General features: G+C 53.7%; 21 protein-coding genes. 12 read left to right on the top strand and 9 right to left on the bottom strand.

The genetic code is table 11. The features are described from left to right. Positions 1-52: 52 nt before the first annotated feature. On the bottom strand, positions 53-1615 hold the full coding sequence (locus tag SH421x_RS11155) for a sodium:proton antiporter (RefSeq protein ID WP_488855652.1): 1563 nt from the start codon (positions 1613-1615) through the stop codon (positions 53-55). Positions 1616-2073: 458 nt separating this feature from the next. On the opposite strand from SH421x_RS11155, the gene SH421x_RS11150 reads away from it, so the two are divergent. The 4 genes from SH421x_RS11150 (at position 2074) to SH421x_RS11135 (ending at position 4036) form a co-directional block, all read left to right on the top strand. Further along, entirely contained in the window at positions 2074-2508 is a 435-nt protein-coding gene (locus tag SH421x_RS11150) for a hypothetical protein (RefSeq protein ID WP_488855651.1), read from the top strand. Next, a complete protein-coding gene (locus SH421x_RS11145; protein ID WP_488855650.1) occupies positions 2505-3230 on the top strand; it encodes a (5-formylfuran-3-yl)methyl phosphate synthase in 726 nt (241 codons plus the stop codon). Before SH421x_RS11150 ends, SH421x_RS11145 begins: the two co-directional genes overlap by 4 nt. 176 nt (positions 3231-3406) lie before the next feature. Further along, positions 3407-3625 (top strand): hypothetical protein, encoded by a 219-nt coding sequence (locus SH421x_RS11140; RefSeq protein WP_488855648.1) that lies wholly within the window; start codon positions 3407-3409, stop codon positions 3623-3625. 78 nt (positions 3626-3703) lie between these two features. After that, positions 3704-4036: a polyhydroxyalkanoic acid system family protein gene (locus SH421x_RS11135; protein WP_488855647.1), complete on the top strand. Its 333-nt coding sequence runs from the start codon at positions 3704-3706 to the stop codon at positions 4034-4036. Between the two features lie 109 nt (positions 4037-4145). On the opposite strand, the gene SH421x_RS11130 is transcribed toward SH421x_RS11135, so the two are convergent. The 7 genes from SH421x_RS11130 to SH421x_RS11100 all read right to left on the bottom strand — a co-directional run bounded on the left by SH421x_RS11130 (position 4146) and on the right by SH421x_RS11100 (position 12575). Beyond that, entirely contained in the window at positions 4146-4667 is a 522-nt protein-coding gene (locus tag SH421x_RS11130) for a response regulator (RefSeq protein WP_488855646.1), read from the bottom strand. Positions 4668-4699: 32 nt separating this feature from the next. Next, positions 4700-5170 carry a chemotaxis protein CheD gene (locus tag SH421x_RS11125; RefSeq protein WP_488855645.1) on the bottom strand — a complete coding sequence of 157 codons (471 nt, stop codon included), beginning with the start codon at positions 5168-5170 and terminating at the stop codon, positions 4700-4702. A gap of 47 nt (positions 5171-5217) precedes the next feature. Then, positions 5218-5832, bottom strand: a complete 615-nt coding sequence (locus SH421x_RS11120) for a chemotaxis protein (protein WP_488855644.1) — start codon at positions 5830-5832, stop codon at positions 5218-5220. Positions 5833-5841: 9 nt separating this feature from the next. Then, positions 5842-8844 (bottom strand): chemotaxis protein CheA, encoded by a 3003-nt coding sequence (locus SH421x_RS11115; RefSeq protein WP_488855642.1) that lies wholly within the window; start codon positions 8842-8844, stop codon positions 5842-5844. Next, positions 8844-9722, bottom strand: a complete 879-nt coding sequence (locus SH421x_RS11110) for a CheR family methyltransferase (protein WP_488855641.1) — start codon at positions 9720-9722, stop codon at positions 8844-8846. Before SH421x_RS11110 ends, SH421x_RS11115 begins: the two co-directional genes overlap by 1 nt. A gap of 109 nt (positions 9723-9831) precedes the next feature. Then, positions 9832-11931: a methyl-accepting chemotaxis protein gene (locus SH421x_RS11105; RefSeq protein WP_488855639.1), complete on the bottom strand. Its 2100-nt coding sequence runs from the start codon at positions 11929-11931 to the stop codon at positions 9832-9834. Between the two features lie 131 nt (positions 11932-12062). Next, positions 12063-12575 (bottom strand): chemotaxis protein CheW, encoded by a 513-nt coding sequence (locus SH421x_RS11100; protein ID WP_488855637.1) that lies wholly within the window; start codon positions 12573-12575, stop codon positions 12063-12065. A 442-nt stretch (positions 12576-13017) separates the two neighbouring features. Here SH421x_RS11100 and SH421x_RS11095 point away from each other — a divergent pair, with 442 nt between their 5' ends. Then, complete coding sequence (locus SH421x_RS11095) at positions 13018-13380, top strand: response regulator (RefSeq protein ID WP_081444812.1); 363 nt, start codon at positions 13018-13020, stop codon at positions 13378-13380. 60 nt (positions 13381-13440) lie between these two features. Here the strand turns inward: SH421x_RS11095 and SH421x_RS11090 are convergent, their stop codons facing one another. Then, complete coding sequence (locus SH421x_RS11090) at positions 13441-14556, bottom strand: hypothetical protein (RefSeq protein WP_488855636.1); 1116 nt, start codon at positions 14554-14556, stop codon at positions 13441-13443. Between the two features lie 135 nt (positions 14557-14691). Here SH421x_RS11090 and SH421x_RS11085 point away from each other — a divergent pair, with 135 nt between their 5' ends. The 7 genes from SH421x_RS11085 to SH421x_RS11055 all read left to right on the top strand — a co-directional run bounded on the left by SH421x_RS11085 (position 14692) and on the right by SH421x_RS11055 (position 22458). After that, the gene (locus SH421x_RS11085; RefSeq protein ID WP_488855635.1) at positions 14692-15354 is read left to right on the top strand and encodes a hypothetical protein; all 663 of its coding nucleotides are present in this window, start codon (positions 14692-14694) and stop codon (positions 15352-15354) included. 30 nt (positions 15355-15384) lie between these two features. After that, a complete protein-coding gene (locus tag SH421x_RS11080; protein ID WP_488855633.1) occupies positions 15385-16938 on the top strand; it encodes a glycerol-3-phosphate dehydrogenase/oxidase in 1554 nt (517 codons plus the stop codon). A gap of 21 nt (positions 16939-16959) precedes the next feature. Further along, a complete protein-coding gene (gene glpK, locus SH421x_RS11075; RefSeq protein ID WP_488855632.1) occupies positions 16960-18456 on the top strand; it encodes a glycerol kinase GlpK in 1497 nt (498 codons plus the stop codon). Positions 18457-18475: 19 nt separating this feature from the next. Beyond that, positions 18476-18691 (top strand): hypothetical protein, encoded by a 216-nt coding sequence (locus SH421x_RS11070; RefSeq protein WP_488855631.1) that lies wholly within the window; start codon positions 18476-18478, stop codon positions 18689-18691. A 99-nt stretch (positions 18692-18790) separates the two neighbouring features. Next, positions 18791-20086, top strand: coding sequence for a rhomboid family intramembrane serine protease (locus SH421x_RS11065; RefSeq protein ID WP_488855629.1), 1296 nt, complete (start codon positions 18791-18793; stop codon positions 20084-20086). A 474-nt stretch (positions 20087-20560) separates the two neighbouring features. Next, a complete protein-coding gene (locus SH421x_RS11060) occupies positions 20561-21115 on the top strand; it encodes a heme NO-binding domain-containing protein (protein WP_488855628.1) in 555 nt (184 codons plus the stop codon). Further along, on the top strand, positions 21115-22458 hold the full coding sequence (locus tag SH421x_RS11055; RefSeq protein WP_488855626.1) for a two-component system sensor histidine kinase NtrB: 1344 nt from the start codon (positions 21115-21117) through the stop codon (positions 22456-22458). Before SH421x_RS11060 ends, SH421x_RS11055 begins: the two co-directional genes overlap by 1 nt. The last annotated feature ends 9 nt before the right edge of the window (positions 22459-22467 follow it).

Here is a 22467-nt window from a genome sequence, read left to right as displayed (position 1 = left end):
CGACTAGCGGCGAAAGGAGCGTGTCTCCCTTCGCCTGGCTGACTATTCCCGCTTAAAGCAGGAAGATTAGCGACATCACGACCATTACCGGCAGCAGGATGGGCAAACTGTAAAACAGCACATATCCAAAAAAGCTGGGCATTCGGACGCCGGATTCTTCGGCAATCGCACGAACCATAAAGTTCGGACCATTGCCGATGTAGGTCATTGCTCCCATGAAGACGGCGCCCAAGCTGATCGCCATCAGCTTGTGTGCAGCCCCGGCAGCTTCGACTCCTTCGCCCGAGTGCAATAATTCAACCAGTTGCCCGCCAAACTGAGCGTCGGCTGTCCTGAAGAAGACTAGGTAAGTCGGAGCATTGTCTAACACCGCCGACAAACTGCCGGTAATCCAGAAAAACCTTTGCGGAGTGTCGATCCCCAGGTTAGGACCATGCAGATTGAGGATTTCCAGCGCCGGCTGCATACAGATGAAGATGCCGACAAATAACGCGGCGACTTCAACGATCGCATGGTAGTTGAACTTATTCTCGGTACGAACCGCCTTGGATCCCAACCACAAGCTAGCGGCGACCAAGGCCAACTGCACAACTTCTCGCAGGTAAATATACGGATGCCAATCGGTGCCGGGGAACGGCTTTTGCGGGTCTAGCAGCGCGACCGACAAGATCACGCCGACCAGCAGCAACGCATTCGGCATCAGCCCGCGAATCCGCAGTGGAGTGATCTCGGTTTCGTCGCGAACGACGTCCGATTTCTTTTCGCGTCGGTAAAAATAGAACTTATCGAGCAGGTAAAACATCGTGATCAAGGTCGCATTGACCATCAACCACGGCATCCACAAAGCATACATCGTCCACAGGAAATCAACCCCTTCTAGGTAACCTAAAAACAAGGGTGGATCGCCGATCGGTAACAAACATCCACCGCAATTGCAGACGACAAAGATGAAAAACACGACAGTATGTTGGACGTATTTGCGTTCTTTGTTGGTTTCGATCAGGGGGCGAATCAGCAACATCGCTGCGCCGGTGGTGCCGATAAAGCTGGCCAACAATCCGCCGACAATCAGAAACTTCGCATTCATCGACGGATGCGCCTGCATGTCCCCTTCGATTCGGATCCCGCCCGAAATGACGTAGAGCGAAAAGAGAAGCACGATAAACGGGATGTATTCTTTCAAGATCGCATGATCAAGCCGGGACAACGCAGCGCCAAATCCCGGTTCGACATACAGCACCAAGTAATAAACCAACGTGATGCCGGCTAAAATCATCGCGACCAGAAAACGATTGGTGTTGCTTTCCCACCAATGAGCCGTCAACCCAATCAGTGGAAATACGGCGATTGCGCCAAGCAGCAGGATGAATGGTGCGATCGCTAAAACGTGCGGCTCCGGATGTGCGTGACTATGATCGTCCGCAGCATGCTCACCTTCAGCATGCGCGACTTCCGCGTGTTCTTCGTCGGCATGGGATGCTTCGGCGGCGACATGCGCGATCTGCGGTTGCGTCCAGCCGGCCATTGTCGCCAATGTAAATGCGACAAGAATGGCGCCGATGGCAAGTAAAACGGGTCGATCCGAACCGCCTTCAGGGTGGGAATCGTGGGACATAACCGTTCCAGAGAAAGCTGATTCGCTATGGTCAGAATTGTTGGTTGCTTTAGGCATGGCTCTACTTCCGAAGGGCTCGGACATGCATGTCAAAGCGATTGACTTGCATGGTTTGCGGTGGGAAGTGTCAGCCATTTCCCCCAGTTTGGAGCAAAACAGGTGAACACTAATTGAGGCAAACGTAGGTCACTGGCAACGAGAGACAAACTACCACGGAGCCAATATATCGCCAAGGCCGGATTAACAAGCATTAATTTATTGGAGAATCGTCGTATCCCTTCTATGATAGGCCGTTTGCGCTAGAGCAAAGTCGCGACAATCGGGCGCATCGCCACTTTCCTGCCATCATGAATAGTCCCATTCCTCCGCATCTCTGGCTTGCCTCCAATCAACGCCCGGCCCTGGTCGCGGCCTTGTTTTCCGCTATTTTCTTCGTTTCTGGGGGATTATTCTCGCTGGTGCGCGGTCCTATTGGCGCAGGAATCGCCCTGGGATTGCTGGCTGCAGCAATCGTTTCCATGGGAATCGCCTACCGCTGGCGGCAACCTCCGCGAATCCGCTACGAGCGGGCGCACCTTGTCCTGCGGTTTCCCGGGGTGGATGCGTTTCGCGTCCCGTTGGAAGTGATCGAATGCTTTTTTATTGGCGCCGCCAAATACGAGCGACCAGGATCAAGCCCGCGAGTGTCGGTTGCCGTAGTCATTCGCTTGGCCGAGCGGGCCCATCCGTGGAAACAACGTGACGTGCCTCCTGAATACGGAGAGTGGCGCGATGGATACGTGGTGCTAGATGGTACTTGGAGCGAACCGATCAACTCAGCCAAGGTGTTGCAGCTCAATCGGTGGCTTGTCGCCGCACAAAAATCACCGCCCCCCTCGGGAAGCTTGAAATGACCCAGTTATTGGTCTCTGTACGCAGCGCTGAAGAAGCCGATCTGGCGCTGTCTGGCGGTGTCGATTGGATCGACATCAAAGAACCGAGCAAGGGTTCGCTGGGCGCGGCGGAGCCCGAAGTATGGCGAAAGATCATTCAAACTGTCGAACAGCGCGTTCCGGTCAGCATTGCGCTGGGCGAAATCAGCGACGATGCCGCCGCGTGGAGCCCTGATTTATTTCGGGGGGCGAGCATGGTGAAGTATGGTCTCGCCAAGCTGGCCGACTGTACCGATTGGATGTCCATCGCTTCGTCTGCTTATGATCGCGTGCCGCTTTCTTGCTCTCGCGTTGCGGTTTACTATGCCGATGAAGAACGAGCGAGATGCCCGCCGCTTACCGATGTGGTACACTGGAGCAAGCGGATCTCGGCCTCCGCGATTTTGATCGATACTTATGTTAAAGATGGCCGAACGCTCTTCGATTTTTTGTCGATCGACCAACTTGCCGCTGCGACGCAACAGATTCGCGCCGCCGGAGCAATCGCCGCTTGCGGAGGTTCCCTTTCCCTTCCGCATTTAGCCGACGCAATGGGCGCCGGCGCTGATGTAGTAGCGATTCGCGGCGCGGTGTGCCGCGGCATACGCACCAGCACCATTGATCAACAGCTTGTTTATCAATGGAAAACGAAGATGGATCGCTTGGATAACGAATCGAACATCTCGCCAACTGACGAGACCTAGTTACGTTTTGCTTGACTTTTCATTTTCGCCGTTTGATACTGTTCCTTTCGATTCGGCGGCAAGGCGGGCCGCGCTGGATCGTTGGCGTTTTTGCGAGATAGCGTGTCAACATTGACGCGTCGCGCGGCAGGCGCCGACTCCTGTCCAGTTAATTTCCTTTCGAAGGAGACTCTATCGTGCCAAGCTCCGTACTTGAAGCGATTAAGATGGGTATTTGGGATTATGAACCCACCGACATGAAATCGAGTTCGTTCGATTCAACCAACGCCCTACCTGGCACTTCCGAAAAGTTAGACATTCTGGCTGCTCGTCTTGAAAAAGGGCTCCCCTTGTGGCATCCGAGTGATCGTCGTACCTTCGACGATACAGAAGCAACCCATTTTTTTTCGTTCTAACGTCGGTATTGGCGTTAGTCGAGTGGGATCATCTCGGAACAATTCTTCAGCGTCGCCGGGTCGACGAGGAGTCATTCAATGGCAGGATTTCACGTCGAAGTGCCCCATTCGCTTGGTCAAGAACCGGCCGTCGAAAAGGTCCAGTATGTCCTTGAGAAAATGCGAGCCCGCTTTGAAGGCCAAGTAAAGGACATGCAGCAGACCTGGGAAGGAAACATCATGGTCTTTTCCTTCCGCACCATGGGAGTCGACATCAAAGGAACGATGGACGTGCTTGAAGAAGCGGTCATCGTGAAAGGGAGTCTCCCCTTTGCCGCGATGCTGTTTAAAGGGCGGATCGAAAAATCGATTCGCGAAGAACTTGAAAAGATCGTCAACCGTCCCCCGAAAACGCCCAAAGCGTCAGAATAGGGCGATTCGCAGCAAGCCGAATTCTACTCGCAGCGATCTCGTTTACGCTGTCGGATAAAGCACGAAACTCCACTTGGCAAGCAGTTTCGTTAATGACGCAGTGCGTTATTTATCCGACGTTTGAGCTTAAACATTCGTCATTTGCTTGCGGACTTTTGACGTTGTTCCAATGCTCCACAACGTGACGCACATCGCGGCATTCGCTGCATTTGCAGGGTGCGACAATCGGACAGGGGAGCCCCTGTTCTTTTTCGCAGCGCAACAGGAATGCTTGAACGGCCGGCATGATGTCGCTTTGCTCGCTGCAACGGCTTGACGGCTTGATGATAAAGTCGGTCGCTCCTTTGCGCAACGCATCTTTCAACACGCTGGTTTGATCGATGGCGCTGACCATCAAAATGCGAGCGTCAGGAAACTCGGCCCGAATGTTTTCTAAAGCGTAGATGCCGTCGTACTCGGGCATCACGATGTCTAACGTCATCGCATCAGGACGATAGTTGCGAAACGCTTCCAACGCCGCATGGCCGTTGTCCGCTTCGCCGACAACTTCCCATCCCGCCGCAATTGCCGTCTCTTTGATCATTTCACGAATGATCATCGCGTCGTCTGTAACTAATAATCGCTTCGACATATTATCAATCCTAAGATCGGTAAACCGCTACTTTAGATGACGGTAGTGTGAACGCCCATGATGATGACTTCTAGCAGTGAAGTTTGCGGTGAGAAATGAACTTTTCGTCCTTTTTCGCCACCGACATCCTCGGCGAGAAGTGGAATTCGCTTTTCTCTTAACTGTCGACGAACTTCCTCTGCATTGCGTTCGCCGATATTGATTTGACTGGCTCCAAACATGCAAGCGCCGCCGGTGATTTTGGCTCGCAATTGCTGCAAACTTGCTCCTTCGACGCGCAACTGTTGCAACATCGAGGGAATCGCCGTATCGGCAAATCGTCCAGGCAAGCCAGGTCGTCCGCCGGAAGTCGGCAAGACGACATGTGCGAATGCCCCGATCCGACGAGACGGATCATAGATGACGACGCCGATGCACGATCCTAAAATCGAAGTCAGCACCTCATCGTTGCGGGCGACCAGGATTTGGCCGAGCCCTACATTATGTTGTGTTATGGTGACCATGCATTTTGTCGATTCTGCCCAAACTGCTTACGCAGGAAGATGGATACCTAAGCGTCGATGTGTAATGCGTCTTCCATCATTCGACGCATTTGATTGTTGGGAACAAAAAACACGTTCCAATTCAATTCTTGGTCGCCGCGACTAAAGCGGGTTCGACAAATCATGACTTGATCGTCGAGTTCCGCTTGCTCCATCAACGCCTGTTCTAACACGCTGGCGCCGTAGTCTTGCAAAAAATAGGGAGGCGAAGGAACCAGCTCGACTGACATAAGTCGCGTCAAAGCATTCAAGTAAGCGCAGCCGAGAATATTGCCAGTCTCGCACAACGCCGAACGCTCTAGGGCAGACCACTGGCCGGATCCTGGCTGTTTCTTACTAAGCAGCGTCGCGGCCAGTTCGCGTCCATTCTCTTCGTCGAAACAGAGGATCATCGATCCGCCGATTTCGCCGTTGAGCGTCAAGACGACCATGGTCAATAATTCCAGGCCGAAATCATATTCGACAGAGACCTCTTCCAGCGAAATTTCACGCACTTCGTCCAGCGACATGGTGATCAGGCCGTTGGTCCAGCGACACATCGCCGCGGAAGCTTCATGCGTAGCGGCCCCTAAGAGCTGCTTCAATACCTCGAGATGCACATTACCCATGTGATGATCTGACATCTGCCCCCCTTATTTCGTGCTGACCAGCGAACTACGGCGCTGCGACGCCGCGTCGATCATGGCTGAAGGATCCAAAATCAACGCCACGCGACCATCACCTCGAATGCAGGCGCCGGAAAGGCCTACCACATTCTCGTAGTTTTCGGCCATTGACTTCACAACGATATCTTCTTCTCCGAGCAAGTCGTCGACGGCGAGACCTAATTCTCGACCTTCCTGACTGATTACGACGATGGTTGCACCGGTTGCGTCAATCGTATCGGTTGCGGATGGTCCTGTGCCGTCAAACAGCTCTTCCAGGCGAACCACCGAGACGACTCGCCCCCGAATCGTAGCGGTCAATACGCCTTGTACGGTGCCAAATTCTGCACGCGGCACGCGGACTATTTCATTAATCGATTCAATCGGCAAAGCGAATGTTTCACCGTTGATCCGCGTCATCAGACTCGGCAAGATCGCCATCGTCAGCGGCAGTTTAATCGTGAATGTGGCTCCTTTGCCCGGCGTACTGTCGACTTCGACAACGCCGTTGACGTTCTCAATCTTGGAGCGGACGATATCCATCCCCATTCCACGTCCCGAGATCTCCGTAACTTTCTCTGCGGTGCTAAAGCCGGGCTCCCAGATCAATTGAAAGATCTGCTGATTGCTCATTTTTTCGGCATCCGCCGGATCGATAATTCCTTTATCAATCGCTTTGCGGAGGATCAACGTCGGGTCTAACCCTTTGCCGTCGTCGGTTACCTGAATGATGATGCTATTGCCACGATGCAACGCGTTTAGTTTGATCGTGCCTTGCGGCGATTTCCCATGAGCCACGCGGACCTCTGGCGACTCGATTCCATGATCGGCCGAGTTTCGCACCATATGGATCAACGGATCACCCAGCTCATCAATCATTCGCTTATCGAGCTCCGTTTTTTCACCGGAGATATCAAGCCTAATATCTTTACCGTTGGTGCGTGATACGTCGCGGACAACGCGTTTAAATCGTCCAAACAACGGACCAATCGGAACCATCCGGGTGTCCATCACGCACTTTTGAATGCCTGCCGATACGCGTTCTAATTGATGAACTGCTTCGTGAAGTTCATTCGATCGATTTCGGATCGCTTGGTAGCGAGCCGTTTCGCGAGAGATCGATTCAAGATCGGCATGCAGCATTCGGATATGAGATTTGACCGCATTCCACTCTGCTTGCCCCTTGCTCGAGAATTCGTCGATATTGTCGACCATTTGCAACAACTTGCTGCTTACGCCGCAAGCTTTGTTCATTTTGTGCTGGGCTGTTTTGTGAGGCAAAGCCTGTCGTAAGCCGTCGGTTAATTGCTCGAATCGAGCTCGATTGATCACCAGCTGGCCTGCTAAATTCATCAATTGATCAAGGCGCTCGATATCCACACGCAGCGTCTCTGCCGGTTTGGCGGATGCTTCACCTACTTTTTGTCGCGCCGCAACGTCTGTCGCTGGCTTGGCCGCCGGCATGGCCGCCGGAGTTGGGACGATAGGTTTTGCAGCCGTCGTCATCACCGGCGCGGCGGTTGGCTTTGGCGAATCAAGCTTGGATGCCGCTTTCTCCGCAAGTTGCGCGACAGTTTTCTCAACAGCCGGCTCAACCATCGGCTCGAGCGTAGTTGTTGTCGCAATGGGAGCGGCAGGAAATCCGTTCGGCTTCGCAGATTCATCTTTGGTGATGATCTTCGCCGATACGACGCCAGAAACGTCGACGAGCGAATAGAGCGATTCGACCGATTCGTCAGACGAAACGCAGATCTTCAACTGGCTGACAGACTCCAAGTGATCCAGCTCTTCATAGCTTGGAACGCTACGATGGATATCGCCGACGCGGCTTAGTTTTTCTAGCAGCAACTGCGCCTTCAGCGTCGAGAGCGGCAACTTTTGATCGAAGGTCAGATCGATCGTAAGTGCGTCCTCGTCGTCCTCTGGCTGCGTTGCCGCAGTTGACGGCGACACAATGACGCTGCTGGGCATTGGAAGGGGAGGATGAACCGGAGGCGCTTCAAAATGGGGGGGCGCGTGATCTCGACCTCTCCAGGCCAACAGCAGATCGATTGTCAGGTTTTCAAAGTTGTCCGTTCTCTCGGATCCATCCTTGAGCTGTTGGACATAAATCCGCAGCCCATCGATGCACGGCAGCAGCGCATCGGCTAGTTCTCCGGAAACGACTTCTCCGTTCTCGCGGATTTCCTGCAGGATATCTTCCATCACATGGGCGAGTCGGGCCGGACGATTGAGGCCAATCGAAGCGGCCGACCCTTTGATCCGGTGCGAGGTCACCAGCAATGTTTTTGTCACCGCTTCTGCAACTTCGCTGTCGATCGAAACAAGAATATCGCTCAGTTCATCCACCGCCATCTCGGTTTCGTCGATGAAGATCGAAACGTATTTCGCGGGAACTTCGGTTTCGTCCGTAACCCCGATGAACATCGCGGTAACTTCTGCCCGCACTGCTGCAGCGGCTAGTTCGAACAGTTCGGCGGAAGTGGGCTCACTGACGACTTCCTCCGCCGCCAAAAAGGCTTCTGCATCGGCTTGCGAGGTTTGTTCACGAGCACAACCTGCCTGATTGAGGACCGCTTTGATCTGTTCGATCATCTCTTCGCAGGGGACATCGTCCGAAGCATTGTCACGCAATTCGTTCAACATTGCGGCCAGCAGATCGACCGATTTAAAGACGATCTCGACGACATGTGAGGTGACTTTCAATTCGTCTTTGCGCGCGGCGTCAAAAATGTTCTCCACATTATGCGTCAAGCAATTAATGCTCGGCAGACCCAGCATCGCCGACAAACCTTTGACGCTGTGAGCGGAACGAAACATGTCGTTCACTAGCTCTGCATCCAAAATGGCGGAGTTATCTTCGGCAGCTTGCTTCGCCCATTCGTCCAGCTCAAGCAAGTTGTCATTCAGACGATCAATCAGCTGCGACGACTCATCAAGAAAGTCGCTCAGCAAATTATCAAAAAACTCGTCACGGCCATTGTTGGTCATTAGGAACCAGCCTTTCCGCCAACTGGACTGGCCGATTTCTGGTATTGATACAACCAGGGACGAATACGTTCATAGCCGTTGAGCAGATCGCTAACTCCTTCGGCGGCTCCCAGCACCAGCAGCGAGCCAGGCTGCATGACGCGGCGGATGTTTTCTAGCACGCGTCGCTTCGATTCGGTATTGAAATAAATCAACACGTTCTTCAATATCACGATGTCAAAGGCGCGTTCTTTTAGCGGATCCAACAAGTTATGTTGGCGGAACGACATCATCTTCTTCAGTTGCGGTTTCGGCGTCCAAATTTTTTCGCCGTTGACCTCATCAAATAATTTTTTCTTCATCGCAACAGGCGTCAGTCGCATCGCTCGTTCGTTGAAGAGCGCGGCGTTCGCTTCACGTACCGCACCTACGCCGATGTCGGTACCGATAATTTTGACGTCCCAGTTACCGTGGGCGGCGAAAGCCTCGGCGGCGCAACATGCGACGGTGCAAGCTTCGTCACCGGTACTGCACGCAGCCGACCAAACGCGCAGACTTTTGGTTCGTTTTCCCAAACGTGCATCTGCAACAAGTCCCGGCAGATATTCATTCCGAAACCAATTCCAGTTACTGTCATCGCGAAACAGATAGGTCTCGTGCGTTGTCACCTCTTGGAGGAAGTGATCCCACTCCTCATCGGTAACCGGCAGGGAAACCAACTTGTTGTAATACGCTTCAAACGACTCAATTCCGGTGACTTTCAACCGGCGTCGAACTCGGTTCGAGAGCAGTTGTTTTTTTTGCAGCGAGATTTCCACTCCTGCAACATCGTAGATCAATTTGGCATACCGCTTCAATTCAGAATCGGTCACCAATTCATAGCCAGCTTTAGTGGTCATAGTCACGTTGCTTTCATCGTCGCCCCAGACGCCGCCCGTGCGACGCCTTCGCTTACTCGCTGCTCCTCTCTACACGTTTGAGAGGAGCGTCGCAAACCACAGGCAACCCTTACTCCGTTCGGAACCGGGAAACCAAATGTCGCAACGTCTCGGCCTGTGCGCCCAACTCTTCGCTGCTCGACGCCATTTCTTCCGAAGCGGCGGCGTTCTGCTCGGTCACCTGCGATATCGATTGAATCGCATTAGCGACTTCGTTGGCGTTTTGAGCCTGTTCTACGGTAGCAGTTGCAATCTCGGCGATCTTCGCGGCGGTCGCACCGACCCCGTGAATGATCCGCTCAAGCGATGCGCCGGTCTGTTCACTTTGCTTGGCGCCATCTTGAACGCGTTGCGTCGACTCTTTGATGAGCGACGATATCTCTTTGGCCGCTTCGCTTGAACGTTCCGCCAATTTGCGGACTTCGTCTGCGACCACGGCGAATCCCAGACCATGTTCGCCCGCACGAGCCGCTTCAATCGCGGCGTTCAAAGCCAGCAGATTCGTTTGGCTGGCGATTTCTGAAATCACCTGGATGATTTCGCTGATCTGCTCTGAAGAGTTCTTGATCAGCTCCATCGCTTCCACCGACTTCTGCACCGCTTGGCCACCTTCTTCCGCCATCCGACTGGTGTCAACAGCGACTTGGTTTGCTTCGCTTGCGTTTTCTCTGACCGCTTCGATAGAGCGAGTCAGCTCTTCAATGGACGCGCTCATCTCTTCTACTGACGCACTTTGCGTCTGGGCGCCGTGAGCCATCTGTTGCGAGTTTTCCGCAATCAATGCCGCCCCTTCGGCAAACTGGCAGCCGCTCTCGATAACTCGACCGATCACGTCACGAAGATCGATAACCATTTTCTTCAAGCCGCCCGCCAAGGTGCCGATCGCGTCGTCACCTTCGACGGTCACGTCTCGGGTCAAATCTCCCTGAGCGGCGGCTTCCACCACACTCAGCAGACTCTCAACCTTCGACTTCAGAATTTCTCGCTCTTCTCCGTCGCGCAATTTGCGGTCTTGCTCCGCCTTCTCGGCATGGATGCGATCCGTGATCAATTCCCAAGAGACCATCGGACCGATGTATTCCCCTTGGTTATCAAAGATGGCGACTGCTTCTAGAGAGAACCATTGTCCGCGGATCTCAAACTTCGTCTTGAGCGGCAGATTTTTCGGATCGGCCAGCAGTTGACGCTGCTTGCTGGGGTTGGCGTGGAATATATCGTAGGAAGATCCAACAATCTTCTCGACTGGAATCGGCAGCACCGACGCGATGGAACGCAAGGTTCGTTCTAAGGCCGGATTGATATAAGTAATCAAGCCGTTGCGATCGGCAAGCATAAGGTTGATCGGCGCATTTTCAATAATCGCCGTCTTCTCGGCCGCCGCTTTTTCCATCCTTAGTTTTTCGGTCACAACACTCCAGGTCACCATGGCGCCGGAGTACTTTCCATCGACGTCAAAGGTCGGGCTAACCAACAGGTCAAGTTTTTCACCGCCAACTTCGATGATTGCATTCCGCGGCAGATTACCTGCGTCTTTCAGGATGTTGCGTTGGTAAGACGGATCTTTATGAAAGATATCGATCTTTTGACCGACTAAGTCAGCCACTTTGCACGGCAAGAACTTCTCAAGCGTCTTCAGCGTGCGAATGCTGGCCGGGTTGAGATAAGTAATCTCAAAGTCGCGGTTGGCCAACATGATATTGATCGGCGCGTTTTCGACCATCGAGGTCATTTCAGCTGCCGATTGCGTTAGTTTCCGCTTTTCGGTGATGACTTCCCAAGTCACCATCGGACCCAGGTATTCGCCGGCCGAATCAAACGTCGCACTGACCAGCAAATCGACGAATTGGTCGCCCGCTTGAATGGTGGTGCGATGCGGCAAATTTTTCGGGTCGGCCAACAAACGTCGCTGTTGCGCCGGGTTTTCATAGAAGATATCAATCGACTGACCAACAATTTGCTCAGGAGCAATCGGCAGAAAATTACGCAACTGCTTCAGCGTATGAATACTGGCGGCGTTCGCGTAGGTAATTACCAAGTCTCGATTGGCGACCAGGATATTGATCGGAGAATTGTCGCTCACCGCCTTCGCAAGAGCCAGTTCACGCTGAAGTTGCTCTCCGGCGACTGGTTTGTTGACGTTGGATTTATTGCGAGGATTCGTAGCTGCCATCACGATTGCTCTCTTGTGCGATTCGGTTGTGTGCGTTGGATTTCAACTTGCATTTAGGCTTGGCGGACCTTCGTCGTTCAAACCAAATTTTTCAACACTTGCGCTACGGCGGCAGAACGCAAATCGCAGAACTAAATCGAGTCGACAATTACGCTTTCGCTGCTGGTCAGGATCTTGTCCATATCCAGCAAAATTAGAAGCCGTTTATCAAGTTTGACCAGGCCGGTCAGATAGTCTCGGCCCAAACCGGCCACCGTCGGCGGAGGCGGAGCAATTTGATCATTTGAGATGCGTAAAACTTCACTCACCGCGTCGACGATGATTCCAATCGTCTTTCCGCCGACGTTCATCACCATGATGCGAGTTTCGTCGCTGCACTTTTCTTCTGGCAACCCAAATCGTCGTCGTAGATCAACAATCGGAATGACCGTATTTCGAAGATTGATCAAGCCTTTGATGAAATCAGGCGTTTGCGGAACCCGCGTGATCTCGCCCATTAGAATGATTTCTTGAACGCGGGTAATCGCGATTCCGTATTCTTCTTGAGCCAGACGGAAGCTAACCAACTGAATCGAGTTGGCGCTTTCGCCGCGTGCTCCGCTCGTAATACGTTCCGAGCTGATGTCTTGAATCGTGGCGGACAAGATTCGTTTCCTTGCATGTTGTTGAAAACTAGCCCTGAAGCGATCGCCACTTGCTCGACTTGAATCATCGGCCGCGCTCGCTCCCTTCGTATTGCCCCTGAAGGCAACCCGTTCGTTGAAGGATTCGGCTTTAGGACTCGCTACAAATTAGCCAAGACAAATACTTTTCCCAGCTTTCGTATTCCCCCGTTGGCCCATGCTAGGCAATCGTCACAACCGGACTTTTCTCGCCCGATGACGCCGGAAATACCAATTACGGCCATTGCGCCACGGACCTGCAAAAAAACCTCATTTTCCGGCTTCTCGGCTCCGCGTCGCTTGACGTGCTGTCGGCGCGACCTATCGTTCGGTAGTCCAAGGTAGGTGGACTGAGACGAGTGCCTGAAAACGCACCCGTTCTAATACACAATTCACGGGTTGAGACTCAGGAGTCACCAGATCTATGTCTACTCGAGTTCTTGTCGCTGACGACTCAAGCACGATGCGTAAAATCATTCTCCGCTCACTTCAAGCGGTAGGCGTACCTAACGCGACCGAAGCGGCGGATGGCGACGAAGCGTTGAAGATTTTCAAGCCGGGCGATTTCGATCTGGTTTTGACCGACTGGAACATGCCGGGCAAGAACGGCCTTGAAGTCGTTCAGGAAATTCGCAAGATCGACAAAGACGTCAAGATCATGATGGTCACGACCGAAGCCGAAAAAACGCGAGTTTTAGAAGCGATTCAAGCCGGCGTTTCCGACTATCTCGTGAAACCTTTCACGGCTGATACGCTCCGCGAAAAATTAGAAAAGCACGGCTGCTAAGCCGATGCTTGCTTGCTGATCCGCCGCCCGATTACGTCGCCAGACGACGTTCGGGCGTTTTTATTTGTTGTTCCGCGTAATCGTTAGCTGTTTGTCTTGCAGCTCAAAACGCAACGGCGTCTCGGCAATCGCAGCTTGCAGCAATTCCACCAAACTGGCGTTCTCGACCGAGAACGAGACGCGCTGTTGCAATGCCGCTTGGGCATCGTCCGCCGTCGTAACATTCAGCGAGAGTGATTTTTCTAAGCTGCTTAACACCGCGCCAAACGGCTGATCTTTCACTGTCAGCGTATAGACCTTTTGGCCTGGGGTTACGCTGGTGCGCCGAACCGTCTCCCCGCGCAACATCCTGCCGGCCAGATCGACCTCTTCAAATCGGCCAGTCACCGTGAGTCCCCCGGTTTGCTTCTCGATCGCGAGCTCTGGAGCAATGGCGTGGATTTTTTTTGCCGCTTCCTCAATATCGCCGCGAAACGGAAAACGCCGCGTAAGCTGCGGATTTTCGGGAAGCGGAGTCAACTGCAATTGCGGCTTGCCCGTAGCATCTTTTGCAAAGCGATAGGTCGCGCCGAAACCGGCCAGCAACAAGGTCAGCGATTCGGCTGTTGACTGCTTGGGAAACTCGCCGGCCCTCCACAAATCGTGCGGCACGGCCATTTCCAAATTGCTGAAAGTCAGCTTGTGCGTTTTCGCCAGATTCGTCAGCAACGTACGCGGCTCGGCCAGTTCGGGCCAAGCAAGAGTGTCCGCTTCAAACAATTCATGAACCGCCGGATCCCGCGATTGGCGGGCAAAGTCGGCCTGAACCGCCGCGATTGTCGCCAGATTATCGGCCGTATCGGTAGGACCGATATAAACGACCGATCCCACATAGCAACTGCCGGCGCCAGCCTTGCGGGCCAATAACTGCACGACCACTCCCAACGGGGTCGCGGCAGCGTTAATCGAAATGGTTTGATCGGGATCGACGCGACGATCGAGAAAAATGGCTATTTCTTGCGATTTAGACATTTGATCGAGCGCTCGGCGTAGCGGAACGTCTTCCCAATTCAGATCCACCTCGGCTTCTAGCTGCTTCTCAAACGCAACGCCGGTCTTCCACGGGGCGGCGGAAACGCAGGATACGAGCAGCCCAGCCATGAGAGGTAGGCAAAATAACTGCCGGAAGTCCATCATTTTCTGCTCCAATCGTCTGGCGACGTTCCTGGGAGAACAGTTTGCCGTTTAGCGTTCGCCCAATTACACTCGAATCTTGTTCGGCGAGCGCGTCAAGTCTCCCCTCGCCGCTATCCTGTTGATGGTAATCCCCCTGTGACTGACCAACCGGAACGTGCGCCCGTCTTATTGAAGGCCTATCGCCAGTATTTGCAGCGAGAAAACACCGCCGTATTTATTCGGGATGTCGCCAATCAGTACCAGATCGGCACCCTAGAGCGTCTAGCCGAAAACACCTCTCCCGAGGTGCGCCGCGCCGCGCTGCTATCGCTCTGTTTTTTGGCCGATTTCTCCGCGAACGCCACGGTGGGTCGCGCCTTGAATGACATCGACCGCGGCGTTCGGCTGATTGCCGAAAATGGCATTCGTAACCTGTGGGTGCGCGCCGGTTCTACTCTCCAACGCCGCCAGCTAGAGCGAGTCGCCGGACACTTGCGTGCGACCTCTTGGCATGACGCTGTGATTGACGCGACCACGCTGATTCACCATGCTCCTTGGTATGCCGAAGCGCACTACTTTCGGGGAGAAGCCTATTTCCGCCGTCAGGTCTGGGAACTTGCCGCTCGAGACAACCACCAGGCTCTCGAAATCAACCCGTACCATTTTCCGGCGGCGATCTGCTTGGCCCAATGCAATCTTCACCAGGGGGAAATCATATTGGCCCTGGAAAACTTCCGTAGAGCGCTTCGATTGAATCCTAACCTGGATGTCGTCCGTAGCCAGGTTGGCTACCTGGAACGTCAGCTCGAAGAAAATTAACCCGCCCCACGACGTGGAGATGCAATGGCGATGGATCGCTTCAAAGTCGGACCAATCGTGGTGCTGGGCGCCGGTATCAATGGCGCCGCGATCGCCCGCGAATTAAGCTTGCAAGGCGCCGAAGTCTTGCTGGTCGACGCCGAGGATCTGGCCGGCGGCACAACCAGCTATTCGTCTCGTCTTATCCATGGCGGCTTACGATATCTGGAATATGCCGAGATCTCGCTGGTTCGCGAATCATTAGCCGAACGTGATCGACTTTTGCGTCTGGCGCCAGAGTTGGTCCAGCCGCTGGAATTAGCGATCCCAGTTGGCAATCGTTTCTCAGGGCTGATCAGCGGCGCCCAGCGATTTTTTTTGAAGTCTGGCGCTGCTCCCAAAAATGGTCGCGGCTCGCTCGTCGTCCGACTTGGCTTGACGCTTTACGATCGATTCGCCAGCGGAGCCGTTCCTGCGCATCGTCGTCTCACTTCAGCTCAGTTCGCAAAGTCAGGCCTGAACTCGCAGAAATTTTTCACCGCGTTCAGTTACTTTGACGGACAGCTCACCTTTCCTGAGCAGTTCGTGTTGGCGCTGGTGCAAGATGCCGAAGCTGCCGCAAAAGAGCAGGGGGGCGCATTTTCTCTGCGAACCTATCAGCATGTCCGCCGCGAAGCCGAGACTCTTTTCTTTTCTTCGATCCATCCCAACCAAACGACCGCCGGCAATGAAGTCGCGATTACGCCGGCCGCGGTAATCAACGCCGCCGGACCATGGGTCGACGCCGCATTGGCCGGGCTGAATGTCCCTTCGCACAAGTTAATCGGCGGCACCAAGGGAAGCCATCTGATCTCGCGTTGCCCCGATTTGCGGAAGGCCTTGGGGCCTCGCGGCGTCTATGCCGAAGCATCCGACGGGCGCCCCATCTTTATTCTCCCTTGGAACAACGCCTGTTTGATCGGCACGACCGACATTCGCTATGACGGCGATCCGGCCGAAGCAGTCGCTGATGATCAAGAGATTGATTATTTGATCGAAGCGACCAATACGATCTTTCCTGATGTCGGCTTCACGCGGGATGACGTACAGCAACATTACTGCGGCGTTCGACCGCTGCCGGCAGTCGGGCAAGGCTCGACCTCCTCGATTACGCGCAGCCATCTCGTGCACCGTCACGACGGCGCGCCATTTCCGCTCTATTCAATCATCGGCGGCAAGCTGACGACCTGTCGCTCGCTGGCCGAAGATACCGTTAAAGTCGTACTACCCGACTTGGGTCAGAATGTTATCCGCAACTCCCGCGACCGCCGTTTGCCTGCACCCTATTTTGGTGAAACGCCGGTCGACGGCAAATTGCTTCCTGACGTGAATCTTCCGGTTGCTCAGGCGGCTTACGTGATTGAGCATCTGTCTGCCAAAACGCTCGCCGACTTGGTCGAACGCAGACTCATGCTGGTCTTCGATCCGAATTTGTCTCGTCAATGCTTGCAGACGCTGGGCGAGCTTTTGGCGACAGCCGGCTGGCTTGAACAATCGCAGATTCATGACGAGGTGGATCACTACGTCGTTCGCCTCCAAAAACGTTTCGGCAAACGAGTATCCTAACGCCCCGACCGAGATACCCCTGTGCAGCAATACATCCTCGCCTTCGATCAAGGCACCACCTCGAGCCGTTCGATCGTCTTTGATCATCATGGCAAAGTGATTGGTCAGAATCAGCAAGAGTTTCGCCAGATTCTTCCCTCGCCGGGACATGTCGAACATGACCCTGAAGAGATCTGGAGCACCCAGCTCGCAACCGCCAAAGCCGCGATCGTCGCTGCGGAGATTGAAATTGAGCAAATCGCCGCAATCGGCGTCACCAATCAACGCGAAACAACCTTGCTGTGGGAGCGCGCTACCGGCAAGCCGGTCGCCAATGCGATTGTCTGGCAAAGTCGCATCACCACGCCAATTTGCCATCAACTAGCGCATGACGGATATGGGGCGACCATCCGCGACAAATCAGGACTGATTATCGATCCTTACTTCTCCGGCACCAAAATCCAGTATCTGCTCGACTCCGAACCCTCGCTCCGCCGTCGCGCCGAAGCAGGAGAGCTGTGCTTTGGAACCGTCGACTCGTTCCTTCTTTGGCGGATGACTGGCGGCAAGCTGCATATTACCGACGTCAGCAACGCGAGTCGCACGATGCTGATGAACCTGCACACGCTGGATTGGGATCCAGATTTGCTGGAAATCTTAAAAATTCCCGCTGCAATCTTGCCTGAGATTCGTAGTTCGAGCGAAGTTTACGGCATGACCGATGCGTCACTGTTGGGACGCGAAATCCCAATCGCCGGCATCGCTGGCGATCAACAGGCCGCCACGTTTGGGCAGACCTGCTTTGACGCCGGCAGCGCGAAAAACACTTACGGCACCGGCGCGTTTTTGCTGATGAACGTCGGTCAGAAACCGGTAGCGTCCGACAACAATTTATTGTCGACCGTCGGTTGGAAAATCGGCGATCAAACCACCTACTGCCTAGAAGGTTCGGTATTTGTCGCCGGAGCCGTCGTGCAATGGTTGCGCGATGGGCTGGGGATTATCGAAACATCCACTGCGATCGAGCCGTTGGCTTCGTCGGTTGCCGATAACGGCGGCGTCTACTTTGTGCCGGCATTTGTCGGCTTGGGCGCTCCGTACTGGGACCCCAATGCGCGCGGCGCGATCTTGGGTTTAACTCGCGGCACGACCGCCGGCCACATCGCCAGAGCAGCGCTAGAGTCGATGGCCTATCAGACGCGAGATCTTGTCGAAGCGATGCAGCGTGACGCTGGCGTGCCGCTTGCGCAACTGCAAGTCGATGGCGGCGCCGCGGTTAACGATGAACTAATGCAATTTCAGGCCGATCTCCTGGGTACAAAAGTCCGCCGCCCTGAAGTTTTTGAAACCACCGCTTTGGGCGCAGCCTATCTTGCCGGCCTAGCAGTCGGCTACTGGGAGGATCTGGCGGCATTGAAACGAAACTGGCTGCTTGGTCGCGAGTTTACTCCCAACGCTGAAGCAGCCCAAGTCAAGCATTTGTATGGTCAGTGGCTCCGTGCGGTTGGACGCAGCCGTGACTGGGCGCAAGCAGAGTAGCGAAACCAGGGGAAATGTCATGCCGTTGCAGCCAAGTCCGGTGATGTTTGCGATTGCGGCGACGATCGGCGTCAGCGCCATTTGGGCGGCTTGGGCCAATCATGACGATGCGTTTGCGCTGCGCAAAGTCGCCTGGGTCGAACAGCGGTGGGGACGACAAACTTCGCGCAGCGTGGTGGCGGCGATCGGCATCTTGATGCTGGTTCTGGCCATCAGCTTTTTAGTCTATCCCTAAATAGCGAACTTCGCCGGACCGCATCGGTTTGATTCGGGCTGCAATCGCTCTTATGCTACCTAGAACGTAGTTTCATTTTTGAGCGAGCGATTTCCGCGCATGATAATTCCCTATTCCACGGACGCTCCTCTATATCATGCGCCGATCGCGACCACATCTTTGATCGTGGTCAACATCCTGATCTTCTTTCTGTGGCCGGTGCATGTGCCCGATCAAAACTATCTAGCCGCTGCAATGTGGGACGAAGCCCAACAAGCTCGTGACGCCGGCGCTATCAGCGACGAAGAGTGGCAAGAATTTACCGAATTGCTAGGCGATTTGCCCGCAGACCAGGTCGAAAACGTAACGGCCGCTGACTTTGACTGGCGCACGCTGCATTACGGCGCCGGAATCAAACCCTGGCAATGGTTGACCGGCAACTTTATGCATGCCGACTTTTGGCAATTGCTGGGCAATACGCTGATCCTTTGGCCGTTTGGGGCGCTGATAGAAGGAAAGCTTGGTTGGAAAAAATTCCTCTTGCTGTATATCGGGATCGGCGTATTTCTCTCGGCAATCGGACAGTTTCTCTTTTTGTTTCTAGAAACGTCCAGTTATTCGCTGGGAGCGACGGGGATCATCTTTGGCCTGATCGCGATCGCGCTGATTTGGGCGCCGATCAACGAAGTAAACTGCTTCTTAATCCTTGGATTTCGCCCGCTTGAGTTCGCGCTGCCGATTTCGGTTTACTGCGCCTTTAGCATTGTCATAGAGCTGTTCGTGACATACTTCACCTCCTCGCCAGACGAAGGAGGCCTGATCAGCAGCAGCTTCCATCTGTTTGGCGCCGTGATTGGCCTGGGAGTCGGCACTCTGATGGTTCGCCGCCAGTGGGTTGATTGCGAAAACTACGACTTTTTCACGGTCTACTTTGGCAACCCCGATGCGCCGCAAAAAGCAGACATTGACACGGCCAGTCTAGATTCCGCCCAGCGGCGATCGACCCAGCTTGGCTTGCAGCAGATTCGCCAAATCCTACAAGAGCAAGGTGATCCCGCCCTGGCGTATCGTGCGCACCAAAAGCTTGGCCACTCAAACACCAACTGGCATCTGCCCGAAGCTGACCTGCTAGAAATCATCCAAGCCTATCTAAAACAAAAGCGCAGCGCTGACGCGCTGCCGGCGATGATTGAATACGTTCGCCGCGGCGGGAGTCGCCAGTTCGCCGTTCGCTTACGCATCGCGCATGTGTTGATCGAAACCGACTCGCGTCCCGGCCAGGCGCTGCAAGTTCTGGCCAAGATTAAACCGGACCAACTCAACTCGCAGGATCGACAGCGCTATGAAACGCTGCGGAAGCAAGCCCAAGAAATGCGAGCCGCCGGTGTGATCGAGCCGACGGCGGAAGAGATCTAATTGGTCAAATTCGCCGAACAAACAACTGCGCAAGGTTAAAAAAACGAATCCTTTGAAAGCCCATACGACCAAGCGGGCATGCTGCGAATCCTCCTCCAGCCCAAAAATGCAGAATTGAGCCGAAGATCTCTTGCCCAAAAAGCAAGGTAATTGAATCTTTGCTTTCACGAGCAGCCCACAGATCTTGCTGGTTTGTACGCCGAGCGGTTTGCAATAACGGGCTAATCTCCTCATCGCTTTCAATCGCCTCCCCATTGCATACTATTCTTGCGCTGCCCCCCCGAGCGTTAATCCGCCCTTACAACCACTAAATCGCAACTAAACGTATTGAAATCGATGTCGGTTTACCGCTGCGCAGCACAATAGAGACCATCATCAAGCTCCAGCACGAACTCTGCATCACATGTTTGATCCATCAGCAGTGACTCATCCATGCGAGTCAGTTTGCACCGATCTCGTCGTAAGGAAGTGATCTTGAAGGGCATCGTCTTTACGGAATTCCTGGAAATGGTCGAGTCCCAATTCGGGCTCGAGATGGTGGATCGGATTATCGACCAATCCTGTCTAGCGACGGATGGCGCCTATACAGCAGTCGGAACTTACGATCATAGCGAGTTGTTGCAACTCGTGAGCAGGCTAAGCGAGCAGACCAACACGCCTGCCTCGGATCTCGTTCGTGAGCTTGGCAAGCACCTCTTTCCTCGCTTTATCCAGCGATATCCTGATTGCCATGGCGGCGAAAACTTGACGTTCGCCTTTCTCTTGAGCGTCGATCGACTTATTCATATCGAAGTGCGCAAGCTTTATCCGGATGCAGAACTCCCGATCTTCACCTACGAGACCAATGAACCTGGTCGAATGACGATCATTTATCGCTCTGCGCGGCCATTCGCCGATCTGGCCGAAGGTTTAATTCTCGCTAGCATTCAATATTTCGGCGAGGAACTTGATATGAAACGAGAGGACCTGGAAGAATGTGATGGCAGAGCCGCTTGCTTCCTGATCTCGCTGCAGGACGGAGGCGCGTAATGACGGATTTAGAAATCCTGACTCGTCAAATTGAACGCGAACGCCGTTCCCGTAAAGAGACGGAAACTCTCTTAGAGCAAAAAAGCTTGGAATTGTATTATGCGCACGAAGAGCTTCGCGCATTTACGAAGCGCCTGCAAGGGCAAGCGGATAAAACGCAAGCGATCATGGATAACGTCGCCGAAGGAATTGTTACGATCGATCAGTATGGCGTGATCGAAGCGTTCAATCCTGCTGCGCAAAAAATCTTTCAATATTCGGCGGAAGACGCGATTGGAAAAAACGTGAATTTGCTCTTCTCCCAATTCGATGAAGTTGACGGACTAGCGCCAACAGGTGAAGACGATTTAGTCTATCCCTTACGCCAATCCCGTGAAATGCTGGGCCGTCGCAGCAATGGCGCGTACTTCCCGCTCGATGTTACATTCAGTGAAGTTCGGTTTGATAATCGGCGCATTTATACCGGTTTGATTCGCGACCTCTCGGTGCGCAAACAACTTGAGTTACAACTCGCCCACGCCCAAAAGATGGAATCGGTCGGTCATCTGGCCGCTGGCATCGCACACGAAATAAATACGCCAATTCAGTACGTTTGCGACAATTCGCGATTTCTGGATCAAGCGCTGCAAGGGCTGAACGATTTCTTAGACAAAGCGGAAGAGTTAGTGGAAAGCTGCCGGCACGGATCGCCATCATCTGACTTGGTTGAACAAGCCATGCAGATCGCGAGTGATGCGGATTTAAATTTTTTAAGAACCGAAGCTCCACAAGCAGTGAAGCAAGTCATAGAAGGCGCCGACCGTGTCGCCAAGATTGTGCGCGCCATGAAGTCGTTTTCACATCCAGGAATGATGACGAAAGCAGCCGTCAACCTCAATCAGGAGATCGAAAACACGATCGTTATTTCACGAAACGAGTGGAGATATGTCGCCGACATGGAGACCGACTTTGATTCCTCGTTACCACTTATCTCCTGCTTTGCCGGAGAGCTTAATCAAGCGATTCTCAATCTAATCGTCAACGCGGCACACGCGATTGGCGACTCTATCAAAGACAAGCCGAACACGAAGGGGATGATTTCCGTTAGTACCCGACATGCGGGTGAATGGGCGGAAATCAAAGTTCGAGATACAGGGCTCGGAATTCCTGCGGATATTCGTTCCAAAATCTTCGACCCATTTTTCACGACCAAAGAAGTGGGAAAAGGGTCCGGGCAAGGCCTTACCATTGCGAGCTCGATAGTAGTGGGAAAACATCGCGGAACGATCGACCATGTATCCTGCCTGGGACATGGTGCGACTTTTATCGTGCGACTCCCTATTAACGAGTGTTCTGCTACTTAATTTGAAGGC

Source organism: Blastopirellula sp. SH421, assembly GCF_057808535.1.
Note: the sequence above shows the minus strand (reverse complement) of the source record. Positions and strands in the feature narration are given on the sequence as shown.

Excerpts from the sequence above, each read along its gene's own strand:
- SH421x_RS11155 (WP_488855652.1), bottom strand. The coding sequence starts at position 1,615 with ATGTCCCACGATTCCCACCCTGAAGGCGGTTCGGATCGACCCGTTTTA.
- SH421x_RS11145 (WP_488855650.1), top strand. The coding sequence starts at position 2,505 with ATGACCCAGTTATTGGTCTCTGTACGCAGCGCTGAAGAAGCCGATCTG.
- SH421x_RS11135 (WP_488855647.1), top strand. The coding sequence starts at position 3,704 with ATGGCAGGATTTCACGTCGAAGTGCCCCATTCGCTTGGTCAAGAACCG.
- SH421x_RS11130 (WP_488855646.1), bottom strand. The coding sequence starts at position 4,667 with ATGTCGAAGCGATTATTAGTTACAGACGACGCGATGATCATTCGTGAA.
- SH421x_RS11125 (WP_488855645.1), bottom strand. The coding sequence starts at position 5,170 with ATGGTCACCATAACACAACATAATGTAGGGCTCGGCCAAATCCTGGTC.
- SH421x_RS11120 (WP_488855644.1), bottom strand. The coding sequence starts at position 5,832 with ATGTCAGATCATCACATGGGTAATGTGCATCTCGAGGTATTGAAGCAG.
- SH421x_RS11115 (WP_488855642.1), bottom strand. The coding sequence starts at position 8,844 with ATGACCAACAATGGCCGTGACGAGTTTTTTGATAATTTGCTGAGCGAC.
- SH421x_RS11110 (WP_488855641.1), bottom strand. The coding sequence starts at position 9,722 with ATGACCACTAAAGCTGGCTATGAATTGGTGACCGATTCTGAATTGAAG.
- SH421x_RS11105 (WP_488855639.1), bottom strand. The coding sequence starts at position 11,931 with ATGGCAGCTACGAATCCTCGCAATAAATCCAACGTCAACAAACCAGTC.
- SH421x_RS11095 (WP_081444812.1), top strand. The coding sequence starts at position 13,018 with ATGTCTACTCGAGTTCTTGTCGCTGACGACTCAAGCACGATGCGTAAA.
- SH421x_RS11090 (WP_488855636.1), bottom strand. The coding sequence starts at position 14,556 with ATGATGGACTTCCGGCAGTTATTTTGCCTACCTCTCATGGCTGGGCTG.
- SH421x_RS11080 (WP_488855633.1), top strand. The coding sequence starts at position 15,385 with ATGGATCGCTTCAAAGTCGGACCAATCGTGGTGCTGGGCGCCGGTATC.
- SH421x_RS11070 (WP_488855631.1), top strand. The coding sequence starts at position 18,476 with ATGCCGTTGCAGCCAAGTCCGGTGATGTTTGCGATTGCGGCGACGATC.
- SH421x_RS11065 (WP_488855629.1), top strand. The coding sequence starts at position 18,791 with ATGATAATTCCCTATTCCACGGACGCTCCTCTATATCATGCGCCGATC.
- SH421x_RS11055 (WP_488855626.1), top strand. The coding sequence starts at position 21,115 with ATGACGGATTTAGAAATCCTGACTCGTCAAATTGAACGCGAACGCCGT.